General features: G+C 63.7%; 11 protein-coding genes and 1 riboswitch. Of the genes, 8 read left to right on the top strand and 3 right to left on the bottom strand.

Annotated features, from left to right (window positions below; all coding sequences use genetic code 11):
* A riboswitch (cyclic di-AMP (ydaO/yuaA leader) is annotated at positions 1-151 on the bottom strand.
* A gap of 199 nt (positions 152-350) precedes the next feature.
* Positions 351-752: a helix-turn-helix domain-containing protein gene (locus A3M3_RS0119330; RefSeq protein ID WP_028267723.1), complete on the bottom strand. Its 402-nt coding sequence runs from the start codon at positions 750-752 to the stop codon at positions 351-353.
* Between the two features lie 48 nt (positions 753-800).
* Between A3M3_RS0119330 and A3M3_RS0119325 the strand changes: the two genes are divergently transcribed.
* Positions 801-1,550 carry a TetR/AcrR family transcriptional regulator gene (locus A3M3_RS0119325; protein ID WP_028267722.1) on the top strand — a complete coding sequence of 250 codons (750 nt, stop codon included), beginning with the start codon at positions 801-803 and terminating at the stop codon, positions 1,548-1,550.
* Between the two features lie 96 nt (positions 1,551-1,646).
* Positions 1,647-2,894, top strand: a complete 1,248-nt coding sequence (locus tag A3M3_RS0119320) for an acyl-CoA dehydrogenase family protein (protein WP_028267721.1) — start codon at positions 1,647-1,649, stop codon at positions 2,892-2,894.
* 231 nt (positions 2,895-3,125) lie between these two features.
* On the opposite strand, the gene ptsP is transcribed toward A3M3_RS0119320, so the two are convergent.
* Positions 3,126-4,814 carry a phosphoenolpyruvate--protein phosphotransferase gene (gene ptsP, locus A3M3_RS0119315; protein WP_028267720.1) on the bottom strand — a complete coding sequence of 563 codons (1,689 nt, stop codon included), beginning with the start codon at positions 4,812-4,814 and terminating at the stop codon, positions 3,126-3,128.
* A 117-nt stretch (positions 4,815-4,931) separates the two neighbouring features.
* On the opposite strand from ptsP, the gene A3M3_RS0119310 reads away from it, so the two are divergent.
* From A3M3_RS0119310 to A3M3_RS0119300, 3 genes are all read left to right on the top strand, one after another.
* Entirely contained in the window at positions 4,932-5,654 is a 723-nt protein-coding gene (locus A3M3_RS0119310) for a TetR/AcrR family transcriptional regulator (RefSeq protein WP_028267719.1), read from the top strand.
* 68 nt (positions 5,655-5,722) lie between these two features.
* Positions 5,723-7,663, top strand: a complete 1,941-nt coding sequence (locus A3M3_RS0119305; RefSeq protein ID WP_028267718.1) for a PTS mannitol transporter subunit IICBA — start codon at positions 5,723-5,725, stop codon at positions 7,661-7,663.
* On the top strand, positions 7,663-8,811 hold the full coding sequence (locus tag A3M3_RS0119300; RefSeq protein WP_028267717.1) for a mannitol-1-phosphate 5-dehydrogenase: 1,149 nt from the start codon (positions 7,663-7,665) through the stop codon (positions 8,809-8,811). The genes A3M3_RS0119305 and A3M3_RS0119300 overlap by 1 nt, the downstream gene beginning before the upstream one ends.
* 174 nt (positions 8,812-8,985) lie before the next feature.
* On the opposite strand, the gene A3M3_RS0119295 is transcribed toward A3M3_RS0119300, so the two are convergent.
* Positions 8,986-10,458 carry an amino acid permease gene (locus A3M3_RS0119295; protein ID WP_028267716.1) on the bottom strand — a complete coding sequence of 491 codons (1,473 nt, stop codon included), beginning with the start codon at positions 10,456-10,458 and terminating at the stop codon, positions 8,986-8,988.
* A gap of 159 nt (positions 10,459-10,617) precedes the next feature.
* On the opposite strand from A3M3_RS0119295, the gene A3M3_RS0119290 reads away from it, so the two are divergent.
* The 3 genes from A3M3_RS0119290 to A3M3_RS0119280 all read left to right on the top strand — a co-directional run bounded on the left by A3M3_RS0119290 (position 10,618) and on the right by A3M3_RS0119280 (position 12,906).
* Positions 10,618-11,121: a GNAT family N-acetyltransferase gene (locus tag A3M3_RS0119290; protein WP_035743373.1), complete on the top strand. Its 504-nt coding sequence runs from the start codon at positions 10,618-10,620 to the stop codon at positions 11,119-11,121.
* Positions 11,122-11,195: 74 nt separating this feature from the next.
* Positions 11,196-11,651 (top strand): MarR family winged helix-turn-helix transcriptional regulator, encoded by a 456-nt coding sequence (locus A3M3_RS0119285; RefSeq protein WP_028267714.1) that lies wholly within the window; start codon positions 11,196-11,198, stop codon positions 11,649-11,651.
* 28 nt (positions 11,652-11,679) lie between these two features.
* The gene (locus A3M3_RS0119280) at positions 11,680-12,906 is read left to right on the top strand and encodes an MFS transporter (RefSeq protein ID WP_028267713.1); all 1,227 of its coding nucleotides are present in this window, start codon (positions 11,680-11,682) and stop codon (positions 12,904-12,906) included.
* Positions 12,907-12,931: the final 25 nt, after the last annotated feature.

Raw genomic sequence — 12,931 nt, 5'->3', positions numbered from 1 at the left:
TGATTGCCTCTCAACGCCTTCGAGGTTAGCTGTCGGGTTCGGACGAGGCCGTCCGGCCGCGCGTGGCGGCTTCACCCCAAGGGCCCATGGAGAACTAGGCCCGGAGACTCTGGGTCCCCCGTCTCTGCCGCGATTCTGGCGGATTCCGGGTTGCGGCAGAGCTCGGCGTCAGCCCGGAAGCGACCCGCTGGGGATTGGGTCGCGCACTCGACGTTACAACAGCCGCTCGGTAAAGTCACATTTGGGTAACGGGGCGGATGGCCGGTATTCCTTCTCCGTGAGTCCCCGACAGGCGCGGGGCGGGTGACCCCGGCGGCGGCGAGCTCTACCGTCGAAGAGCCGCCTCTTCGCTACTCGCTGGTGCTTTCCCCGTCCGCCGCAGGCTTCTTGCTCTTCTGCGTCTCCAGCCACGCCATGATGTCCGCGAGCCGGATGCGGCGGTGCGTTCCGCGGTATTCGACAGGGATTTCGCCACGATCGGTCATGTTGCGCAGGTAGGTGTGCGAGATTCCCGCAAGTTCAGCCGCCCGCGACGTCGTGAGCATTTCCTCCACGCTACTGACCGTCACTGCTTCGCCGCGGCCTAGCCGGCCAAGGAGGTCGACCACGGCGTCCCTGGCCTCATCTGGCAGCCGGTGAACGGTGCCGTCCACGAAAACGGTGATGTCGTTGCTGTCCTGGAGCGAGCGTGCCAGGTTCCGGGCGTCGTCCGGGGCCAAGCCGGGAGTCACGCGGGGAGCTATCAATGCCATGGCAGAAGCCTAGCTGTATGCCTCCTCTGTCATGTTAGATTCACGCCTATGGTCAATTACCCAGCCGTTCCGGATCCGGGCACAGCCGTCGCTACGGCAATCGAGCTGCTGGTGCGGCAAGGGTACGAGGCGACATCCGTGGATGATCTCGCTGAAGCAACCGGCATGAGCCGCAGTACGTTCTTCCGGAAGTTCGGCTCCAAAGAGGATGTCGTGTTCGCGGACCACGACCGTATTCTCGCCAACGTCCAGGAGTTGCTTCTTCGCTCGACGGCGGATCCGTTTCGTCCCGTTGTGGATGCGGCGCTCTTGGTCTTTGGCCACCATGTGGGCAATCGGAAGACCTCCCTCGCCCGCTACGAACTTCTGCATCAGGTACCCGCTCTTCGAGACCGCGAGCTCGTCATGACGCATCGCTATCAGCGCGCCTTCCGGAACCACCTCTTGTCTGCCCTGCCCGTGGGGGAGAGCCGGGAGGTTACCGCCGTGGCCTTCGCTGCAGCCGTGGTTGCTGTGCATAACAGCGTCCTGCGCGGATGGTTGCGGGCAATTGCTGCTGGTGGGGAACAAGGCGAGCGCGTCGAGCGTGATGCGTGGGAAGCCGAAGCCCAAGGGTTGGCCGTCCGGCTCGGGCGTGAATTGGGAGCTTTGGCCGATACCTTCGGCCAGCTCTCGGCCGGCGAAGGGCTTGGCGGGCCCCCCGCGGAAAGTGGCCGCCCCGCCGTCGTGGTTACGGTACTGGATCCGGGTGCAGGCAAAGAACAGATCCTTCAAGCGGTCCGGGACGCCCTGACCTGACTTTCGGCGCGGGCGTGGTACGCAGTTCCTTGACATGAAACTCAGTGTCAGCGCATGCTGGGAGCGGAGAACGCAACCCTGAGTGAGGAACCACCCATGACCACGACGTCCGAGAGCACTTCCGAAGAACTCGATGCCGTTTTCCCGGCGGGCACCATGGAGCCCGGGTATGTCCTGGGCGGCGCGCTGGATCCGGATCCCGCCGCCGTCTTCAAGGACGTCAGCGACGAGGATCGGGCCTACTGGGACCGCGCCCGGACCTTCGTCCAAGACGAAGTCCTTCCTGTGATCGCCGGGTACTGGGAGCGCGCGGAGTACCCGCTGCACCTTGTGAAACGCCTGGGCGAGCTCGACCTGCTACGCGACGGAATCGACGTGGACGGCTTTCCGGCCATGAGCAAGACCGCTGCCGGGCTGGTCACCATGGAACTGAGCCGCGGCGACGGCTCCATGGGTACCGTGGTTGCCGTCCAGGGCGGTCTGGCTTTGCGTTCGGTGGCTGAATGCGGTTCCCCGGAGCAGCAGGCCCAATGGCTTTCCTCGCTAGCCCGAGCCGAAGAATACGGCGCCTTCGCCCTGACTGAACCGGCGCACGGCTCTGATTCGGTAGGACTCGAGACGACTGCGGCGGCCGTCGAGGGTGGTTATGTGCTCAACGGCGAAAAGAAGTGGATCGGCAACGGTTCGATCGGCGGGCTGACGGTCGTGTGGGCCCGTGGCGACGACGGACAGGTACATGGCTACCTCGTTCCGCAGGATTCTCCGGGCTATTCCGCCACGACCATTGACGGCAAGCTCTCCCTCCGGGCGATCTGGCAGGCGCACATCCGGCTTGAGAACGTCTTTGTGCCGATGGAAAATGTCCTGCCGGGTGCCCGGAGCTTCAAGGACACGGCCCGCGTCCTCTTGGCGACCCGGCTGGGAGTGGCTTGGTCCGCCGTCGGGCATGCCACGGCCTGCTACGAGACGGCGGTGCAGTACGCGGGCCAGCGCCAGCAGTTCGGCCGCCCTTTGGCTGCCTCGCAGATTGTGCAGGAGCGACTTGCCCGGATGCATTCCGAGCTAGCGACCATGCAGCTCATGGTCATGCAGATGACCCGGCTGGACGAAGAAGGCGTCCTGACCCCAGCGCAGGCGGCGCTCGCGAAGTTCACATGCACCCGCACCGCCCGAAGCGTTGCTTCGAATGCGCGGGACCTGCTGGGCGGCAACGGAATCCTGTTGGCCAACCGCGTGGCCCGGCACTTCGCCGACATAGAGGGCATCCATACCTATGAAGGCACGGAGACGGTCCAAGCCTTGATTATCGGACGCTCCATCACGGGTATCTCCGCCTTCGCCTGAGCGCCACCCCCGCGCCCCCCGGGACGCCCGCTCACTTATATGGCCAAAATCGCGGACGCTCGCTCGGATATGAGCCGAATCGGCGGGACGCTCCTGCGATCTGCACAAGCGCGCCTTTTCGGCTGGTCCTGTTTCTGCAGGAGGGTTTGGCTGGGGGCCGTCATACGTGAGCGAGGATCGGGTGACGACGCCGCCCTTCGCCGCGCCAAGCGTCATGGGCGAAAAATGCTGTCAGAGCCCGAGTTCCTCGAGGATCGGCAGCTTGGCGCGGACCCAGGCCTTTGCGTCGAGCGCATCCGGTGCGCTGAGCGCCAGCCGGGCCAGCTCCTGCGCCTGTTCCAGGGTCACCGTTTTGAGCACGGTTCCGACGGCGGCAAGCGACCGCGCGGTCATGGACAGTGTGGACACGCCCAGGCCAACAAGCACGACGGCGAGGGCCGGGTCCGCGGCCGCTTCACCGCAGACGCCCACGGGTTTGTTGTTGCCTTCTTCCGCCGACCCGGCAACCGTCAGCTGCACGAGACGCAGGACGGCAGGCTGCCACGGGGTATTGAGTTCGGCGAGGGGCCCGAGTTGCCGGTCGGCGGCCATGGCGTACTGCGTGAGGTCGTTGGTGCCCAAGGATGCGAAGCCTACGTGGCGCAGGACCGAAGCCGCGGTCAGTGCCGCAGAAGGGACTTCCACCATGACGCCGGGTGTCTTGATTCCCGCGGCGCCGCACAGTGCGGCAAAGCGCGCGGCTTCGGCCGGCGTCGAGATCATGGGCGCCATGACCCACACCTCGGCCTCCGATTCGCGGGCCGCGATGGCGATGGCCTCGAGTTGGCGTTCCAAAACGCCGGGTGTGGTGAAGTCGGTGCGGTAGCCGCGCACGCCGAGGGCCGGGTTGGGTTCAGTAGCGTCGGTAAGGAAGGGGAGTGGTTTGTCGGCACCGGCGTCAAGGGTCCGGAGCACAACCTTCTTGCCCGGGAAGGCGTCGAAAACGCCCCGGTATGCGGCAGCCTGTTCGAGTACGGTCGGCTCGGTGTCGCGTTCCAGGAAGCAGAATTCGGTGCGGAACAGGCCCACGCCCTGGGCGCCTAGCGCGGCGGCCGCGGCAGCGTCCTTGGCCCCGCCCACATTGGCGAGAAGCGGTACCAGGTGGCCGTCCGCCGTCGTGCCGTTTCCGTCAAAAACCGCCAGAGTGGCGGCATTTTCGAGCCACGCGCGGGCGGCTTCACGCTGTTCGGGGGACGGTTCGAGGGCGAGGGAGCCCGCTGCGCCATCGACGAAGACTTCGGCGCCGTCCGGGATTTCGTCCACTCCGCGCGCGGCGACGACGGCGGGCAGCCCGAGCGAGCGCGCGATGATCGCCGTATGGGACTGCGGTCCGCCGCCAGAGGTGACCAGTGCTGTCACGACGGCGGGGTCCAGCGTTGCGGTGTCGGCGGGGGCCAGGTCTTCGGCCACCAGGATGAAGGGAGTGTCCGACGCCGGGATCCCCGGGGCGGGGACGCCGCGAAGTTCGGCGACGATCCGCGCGCGGACGTCCAGGACGTCGGTGGCTCGTTCGGCCATGTACCCGCCCAGGTTGTGGAGCATTTCCGACACGGATGCGCCGGCTTCCCAGATGGCGCGTTCGGCGGAGCTGCCGTTGTTGTTGATGAGCTTGGTGGCCGACTTCAGGAGCATGGTGTCCTTGGCCATCAGTGCGGTGGCTTCGAGCACGGCCTTGCCGTCACCGCTGGCCTTGTCCGCCCGTGCTTTGAGTTCGTCGTGGACTGACTGGGCTGCCGTTTTCAGTCGCGCGACAGCCTCTTCCGCGGTGGTGGAAGAGGCTAGCTGCTCTCCCGACGGCGGTTCGCTGACTGGCTTGGGCATCTGGCGGACAGTGCCAATGACGCGGCCGGGGCTGACGCCTACTCCTTGGAAATTCTGCACTGAAATCCTCTGTTCCTGCTCTCGGATCGGACCCGCCGGCTACGGCGCCTCGAGTTCCGAACAAATCTACTGTGATTCACTTCATATAGCATTGCTATAGGTGCTAGGGTAGCGGCTATGAGTTTCGATGACCAGCTTCCGCCCAAAACTCGGCTGCTCCGTGCAGCTGCCGAGTTGCTGGCGAGCTCGGACGGGTCACCGGTCTCTACGCGCCAAATCACCAAACTCGCCGGCGTCACGGCGCCCACGCTCTACCACCACTTCGGCGACAAAGAAGGGCTGTTCGACGCCGTCGTTGCAGCCGGCTTCGAGGAGTACGTAGCGGGAGAGCGGGACTTCTCGCCCTCTGGGGAACCCTTGGAGGACGTCAAACGGATGTGGGACAACCACGTCCAGTTCGGGCTGACCCAACCGCACCTCTACTTGGTGATGTTCGGCAACATCCGTCCGGAAAGCAGGCCGGCCATCGTGGCTGATGCCGAGTCGCTTTTGGAGGAAATGCTGAGCAAGGCGGCCATTGCCGGACAGATCAACGTGCCCCCGCGGGAGGCAGCAAGGAGCATCCTGGCAGCCAACGTTGGTGTCACGCTCATGCTCATTGCAGAACCCCTGGAAGACCGGAACCTCGAGCTCTCCACCATGACCCGGGATTCCATGATTTTCGCCGTGTCCACGGAAACAGCCCGTGGCGCCGCAGCAGACGACTCCGGTAAGTCCTCCGTTGTTGTTGCGGCAATCGCGCTGAATGCTGCACTCCAAGCCTCGCATTCAGACCAGCTATCCAGTTCGGAGCTGAAGCTTTTCCTTGAATGGCTTCACCGAATCTCCAGCAGCTCCTAGAGCTGTCTTTCTTCTATAGATATCGACTGACCCCGCACTGCTGTGGGGCTCACGTTAGGAATTCACAGATGGCAACAGTGTCAGTTGCGAAACCGCGCACCAGCGTGCGCCTTGGTGTCCAAAAGTTCGGAACGTTCCTGTCCGGCATGATCATGCCCAACATCGGCGCCTTTATTGCATGGGGCATCATCACCGCCCTGTTCATCCCGGCAGGGTTCTTGCCCAACGCGGACCTCGCCAAACTTGTGGCTCCGATGATTACGTACCTGTTGCCGCTCCTGATTGGCTACACCGGCGGCCGAGCGGTTCACGGCATCCGCGGCGGCGTGGTGGGAGCCGTCGCCACGATGGGCGTGATTGTTGGTACGGACATCCCCATGTTCATCGGCGCCATGATCATGGGCCCGCTCACGGCCTGGATCATGAAGAAGCTCGACAAGGTATGGGAAGGCCGGGTCAAGCCGGGCTTCGAGATGCTGATCGACAACTTCTCCGCGGGCATCGTCGGTGCCGCCTTGGCCATCTTCGGCATGTTGGTGATCGGCCCGGTGGTGAAGGCTTTCAGCGACGGCGCGAGCGCCGTCGTCGAATTCCTCGTCCACAACGGCCTCTTGCCGCTGACCAGCATCTTCATCGAGCCAGCCAAGGTCCTCTTCCTGAACAACGCCGTCAACCACGGCATCCTCACGCCGCTCGGCACCGAACAAGCGCTGCAAAACGGCAAGTCCATCCTGTTCCTGCTCGAGGCCAACCCCGGTCCCGGCGTCGGTGTCCTGCTCGCTTACATGGTCTTCGGCAAGGGCCTGGCACGCGCGTCCGCTCCTGGCGCCGCGCTCATCCAGTTCGTTGGCGGCATTCACGAGATCTACTTCCCGTACATTCTCATGAAGCCGATCCTCATCCTCGCCACGATCGCAGGCGGCATGACCGGAATCTTCACCCTGGTGGTCACGGGCGCGGGGCTGCGTTCGCCGGCAGCGCCGGGCAGTATCATCGCCGTCTTTGCCGCAACAGCGAAAGACAGCTACGTGGGCGTGGGCCTGTCCGTGCTCCTCGCGGCCACAGTTTCGTTCCTCATCGCTTCGGTCATCCTGCGAACCAGCAAGACCACCGATGTGGACGCGCTGGGCCAGGCAACGTCCAAGATGGAAGAACTCAAGGGCAAGAAGAGCTCCGTTTCCTCAAGCCTGCTGGGCGCCGGCGGCGGTACTGCCGTCCTGACCCGTCCTATCCAGAACATCGTGTTCGCGTGCGACGCCGGTATGGGCTCGAGCGCCATGGGTGCCTCGGTACTGCGGAACAAGATTAAGGCAGCCGGTTTCCCGGACGTCAAGGTCACCAATTCCGCGATTGCCAACCTCAGCGACACCTACGACGTCGTCGTGACGCACCAGGACCTGACCGAGCGCGCCCGCCCGGTAACCGCCAGCGCCGTGCACGTCTCCGTGGATAACTTCATGAACAGTCCCCGGTATGAGGAGATCGTGGAGTTGGTCAAGAGCAGCAACGCCGAGCCCGGCGCCGAGGGCACGACGGCGGCTGCCGAACCGGCCGCCCAGGCGACCGCCGTCGGGGGCAAGGATGTCCTGCTCCCCGAAAGCGTGATCCTCGAAGGATCCGCGACGGACCGCGACTCGGCCATCGACGAAGCCGGCAAGCTCCTCCTGGATCGCGGTGCTGTGGACATCAGCTACGTCCACGCAATGCACCAACGCGAGGAATCGGTGTCCACCTACATGGGCAGCTTCCTGGCCATCCCGCACGGCACAAACGCTGCCAAGAACCACATCATGCACTCGGGTGTGTCGATTATCCGCTATCCCGAGGGCATCGACTGGGGTGGCAAGCAGGTCAAGTTCGTCGTGGGCGTCGCCGGCATCAATAACGAACACCTCCACATCCTCTCCTCCATCGCCAAGATCTTCACGGACAAGGCGCAAGTGGCGCAGCTTGAGCAGGCCACGTCGGTGGATGAAGTGCTGGATCTGTTCGGAAAGGTCAACGCATAGTGAAGGCAGTCCATTTTGGGGCAGGGAACATCGGGCGGGGATTCGTCGGCTTGCTGCTGCACGAAGCTGGATATGAGGTGGTCTTCGCCGATGTCGCGGACGCCCTGATCAGCCAGCTCGCCTCCGCATCCTCCTACGAGGTTCACGAGGTGGGCGAAAATGGCGACGTCAAGACCGTGAGTGGGTTCCGAGCCCTGAATTCGGGCTCGGAGGAGGCTGCCGTCGTCGCGGAAATCGCGACGGCGGACCTCGTCACCACAGCGGTGGGGCCGCATATCCTCAAGTTCGTTGCACCGGTGATTGCCCGGGGCATCGCCGGCCGCTCGCCGTCGTTGGCTCCGCTGCAGGTGATGGCGTGTGAGAACGCGATCAATGCCACGGACCTCCTGCATGCCGAAGTGGAAGCCGCTTGGGACGGCGCCGCTGGCGACCTTTCCTCCGTGGCGGTGTTTGCGAATACCGCGGTGGACAGGATCGTCCCAACCCAGGCGCCGGGTCAGGGCCTGGACGTCACGGTGGAGACCTTCTATGAGTGGGTCATCGACCGGACTCCGTTTGCGGGGGCGGCGCCGGTGATCCCGGGGGCGACTTTAGTGGACGAGCTTGGTCCCTATATCGAACGGAAACTGTTCACGGTCAACACGGGCCACGCTGCGGCCGCGTACTTCGGTTATGTTGCCGGCCTGGAAAAGATCTCTGACGCCATGGCGGACGCCTCCATTGCTGCCCGGGTGCGGGCCGTATTGGAAGAAACCAAACAGCTTCTCGTGACCAAGCACGAATTTGTCGAGGCTGAGCAGGAAGCGTATGTGCAGAAGATCCTGTCCCGCTTCACCAACCCGTACTTGCCGGACACGGTGACCCGGGTAGGCCGTGCTCCGCTGCGCAAGCTGGGCCGGCACGAACGGTTCATCGGCCCGGCTGCGGAACTCGCCGAGCGCGGAATCACCCCTGTTGCCCTTCTCGATGCGATGGCTGCTGCCTTGCGTTTCGACGACGGAGCGGACGACGAAGCCGTGGAGCTCGCCCGGATTCTCTCCGAGATGGACGCCGCCGAGGCGGTCGAGCGCATCACGGAACTGCCGCCGTCGCACCCGTTGTTCCCGCAAGTGCGGAAGCTGATCGAAGACCGCAAAGCCGAGTCTTAGGCTCCCCGCCGACCCTCCTGCACGTTTGGGGCCGTTTTCCCAAACGCTCACTCACTTTTGGACCGATTCTTACCGACCCTCCTGCAGATCTGACGGCCACAACGCGAACCCTCCTTCACATCATGATGTGAAGGAGGGTTCGTCGTTCGTGGCGCTCAAACGTGAACGGGCGTCTTAGCGTGCGGCGGTCTCGACGGCGGTCGTTTCGGTTTCGGCCATGGCCTTCCACTCAGCGACCCGGGCCTGGTGCAGCGGCGACTTCCGGACCAGGGCGTAGGCGACGGCGAGGATGACGAACCAGATGGGCGTTACGAGCAAGGCCGTGAGGGTGTCCGGCTGGGTGGTCAGCGCCCAGACCAGGAAGGCGAAGAATGCGAAGACCACCCAGACCATGGGGATGCCGCCGGGCATTTTGAAGCTCGATCCCTCGTGCAGGCGGGGCCGGCGCTTCCGGAAGACGAGGTAGCTGGCCAGGATGATCGACCAGACGAACATGAAGCAGACGGCGGAGACTGTGGTGACCATGTCGAACGCTGCCCCGATGTCCTTGCCCGCGTAGAGCAGTGCGACGCCGCCAAGCAGCAATACGCAGGACAGGAACAGGGCGTTCTGCGGTACCTTGCGGCTGGACAGGCGGCCGAACACCTTGGGGGCATCGCCGTCGTTCGCCAGGCCGAACACCATGCGGGAGGTCGAGTAGATACCGGAGTTGGCCGAGGACATGGCGGAGGTCAGGACCACGAGGTTCACCACAGTGGCTGCGATGCCCAGGCCGGCCAGCGAGAACATGGCGATAAAGGGGCTGTGGCCTGCCTTGAACTCGGTCCAGGGGATGACGGACATCAGGATGATGAGGGCGCCTACGTAGAACAGCATGACGCGGACCGGGATGGCGTTGATGGCGCGGGGCAGGTTGTGCTCCGGATTCTTTGTCTCGGCTGCGGCAGTGCCCACCAGCTCGATTCCCACGAAGGCAAAGACCGCGATCTGGAAGCCGGCGACGAAGCCCATGAATTCCTTGGGGAAGAAGCCACCGTGGCTCCAGAGGTTGGTGAAGCTCGCGGCTCCGGCGTCGGACGTGAATCCGGTGGAAATCATCACGATGCCGACAATGATCAAAGCTGCGATGGCAATGATCTTGATGAGGGCGAACCAGAATTCGGTTTCGCCGAAGGCCTTCACCGTGGGGAGGTTCAGCAGAAGCAGGATGGTGATGGTCGCGAGGCCAGGAATCCAGAGCGGTACCCCCGGCCAGAGCTCATTGGCGTAACCGGCGATGGCGATGACATCGGCCACGCCGGTTACCACCCAGCAGAACCAGTAGGTCCAGCCTGTGAAGAAGCCCGCCCACGGTCCGAGAAGGTCGCCCGCGAAGTCGCTGAAGGATTTGTAGTTCAAGTTGGAGAGCAGGAGCTGGCCCATGGCGCGCATGACGAAGAACAGCATGAAGCCGATGATCATGTAGACGAAGATCACGGACGGCCCCGCCACGGAGATGGTCTTTCCCGAGCCCATGAACAGGCCCGTGCCGATGGCGCCGCCAATGGCAAGCAACTGGATGTGCCGGTTGCTCAGCGAGCGGGCCAAGTGCGGCTGGCTGTCATTGCTGGAGGCAGTGCGTTGCCCCGTGGTTGTCTGGTCAGACATATGGTCATCCTTCGGGTCATTCGCCGCAATGGTGATGTGGCTAACAAATCTGCTAGTCCAAACTAACTCGAAGCATCCAAAAAGCCGTGATTGATCGTTTCACCCAGAATTCATGACGTTTGTGGAATTGAAGCCACCATCCTGTGTCAGGCTGGTGTTATGAGTCACGCAAATCCCGGATTGAAGCCGCTGTTGAGCATGGTTCTGGACGAAGGCGTCTTCACTCTCCGCCGGGCCCACTGGGAGGATCTTCCGGCCATTCTGAGACTGCTCGCCGCGGACCAATTGGGCAGTTCCCGCGAAAACGCGGAGGACATTGGTCCTTATCTGCAGGCGTTCCAACAGATCAATGAGGATCCTGCCCAGCTGCTGGTGGTGGGCCACTTGAACGGCTCTTGCGTGGCGACATTCCAGTTGAGTTTCATCCCGGGCTTGGCGCGAAAGGGTTCTTTGCGATGCCAGATCGAAGCCGTCCGTGTCGCCGCCGAGCTGCGGGACCAGGGGGTCGGTGCCGCCATGATGCAGTGGGCCATCGAGGAGGCCCGGCGCCGGGGTTGCACTTTGGTTCAGCTCACCAGCGACAAGTCTCGCAAGGATGCCCATCGCTTCTACGAGCGGCTTGGATTCGTGGCCAGCCATGAGGGGATGAAGCTGGCGCTCTAGCCGGTGTTTCCCGGGAGATCCTGGACCGGGCATCTCTTGATATTTAGGCTACCTAACTGTTAGGATACCTAAATATGAACACCTATCAAGCTGACGATTCACTCCTGGGCCTCGCCCAATCATTCCGGGAGGCCTTGCGGCAGAGCGTCTACGTGATGCGCCGCCTCGATTCCGAGGAGCAACTCAGTTCCGCGCAGCTTGGCGTCCTCAAGATGGCGCTCGACGGCGGTGCCCGCGTCGGAGAGATTGCCCGGAACCTCGGGGTCAAGGTCCCTAGCGCCACGGAGCAGATCATCAAGCTCGAGCGCGCAGGCCTCGTCAAGCGCGAAGCAGACCCGGATGACTCCCGCGCCGTCCGCGTCGCTGCGACCGCGGCGGGGCGTGCCGCCGTCGAAAACGCAGACCGCCGCCGCAATGAATTCATCGCCGGGATTCTCGCAACGCTGAGCCAGGGGGAACGCGACGCTGTCGAGGCCGCACTTCCGGTGTTCGACAAGATCGCCAACCTCAATAGCCCAGTCCAGAACTGAACAAGCAAAGTAACTAGGAGAGCAGTCCATGAAAGGCCAGCTCGCAGACCAACTGCAGCCAGCGGAAGAAACCCTCGAGGCCGAGAAGGCCTCGTTCCTCAAGCAGCCCAAAGCTGTGTGGGCCACGGCGATTGCCGCCGTCTTCGCCTTCATGGGCATCGGTTTGGTGGACCCGATCCTGCCGGCCATCGCCAAAAACCTTCAAGCCAGCCCCAGCCAGGTCTCCCTGCTCTTCACGAGCTACTTCTTGGTGACAGCCATCGCGATGCTCGTGACGGGCTTCGTTTCGTCGAGGATCGGCGGCAAGAAGACGCTCATGATCGGCCTGGCGCTGATTGTCGTGTTCGCGTCGCTGTCCGGCTTGTCCGGCAGCGTGGGTGAGCTGGTCGGATTCCGGGCTGGTTGGGGACTTGGCAACGCCCTCTTCGTGGCTACAGCGCTTGCCGTGATTGTCGGTGTCGCGAGTGGTGGAACCGGGACCGCCATCATTCTGTACGAGGCCGCCTTGGGTCTGGGTATCTCCCTCGGCCCGTTGCTCGGCGCACTCCTGGGCGGCTGGCAGTGGCGTGCACCTTTTTTCGGCACCGCGGTCCTCATGGCCGTTTCCTTCATCGCCTTGCTGGCCCTCTTGCCCAAGACCCCGGCCCCGGCCACGAAGGCACGTTTGCGTGACCCGCTCCTAGCCTTGGGCCACAAGGGGCTTCGCACCACTGCAGCCAGCGCGTTGTTCTACAACTACGGCTTCTTCACCATCCTGGCTTTCACCCCCTTCATCCTGGGGATGGACGCTTACGGTATCGGCGCGGTGTTCTTCGGTTGGGGCGTGGCGGTGGCCGTGTTCTCGGTCTTCGTGGCACCCGTGCTGCAGCGCCGCTTCGGCACCACGAACGTCCTCGTCGGCACCCTCGGGGTCCTCTTGCTGGACCTTGTTGGGCTGGGACTTGCCGCGGGGCACTCGGTGACCGCCGTCGTCGTGCTGGTCATCGTGGCAGGAGCCTTGCTGGGAGTCAACAACACGCTCTACACCGAGCTGGCAATGGAGGTTTCCGACTCGCCGCGTCCCGTGGCATCCGCCGGTTACAACTTTGTGCGCTGGATGGGTGGAGCACTGGCACCCTTCATCGCTGCACAGCTGGGCGAGCACTTCGGCCCGCAGGTTCCGTTCTTCGCCGCGGCGCTGGCCCTCGCTTTCGCGATCCTTGTAGCCGCCGGTGGACGCCGCTTCCTGAAGTCGCACGAACCACACCTCGTGTAGCCCCCCAAGTAGCTCGCATTTGTTG

This window comes from Arthrobacter sp. MA-N2 (assembly GCF_000517125.1).
GTDB classification, from domain to species: Bacteria; Actinomycetota; Actinomycetes; order Actinomycetales; family Micrococcaceae; genus Arthrobacter; species Arthrobacter methylotrophus.
This window is presented reverse-complemented; position numbering and strand designations above follow the sequence as displayed.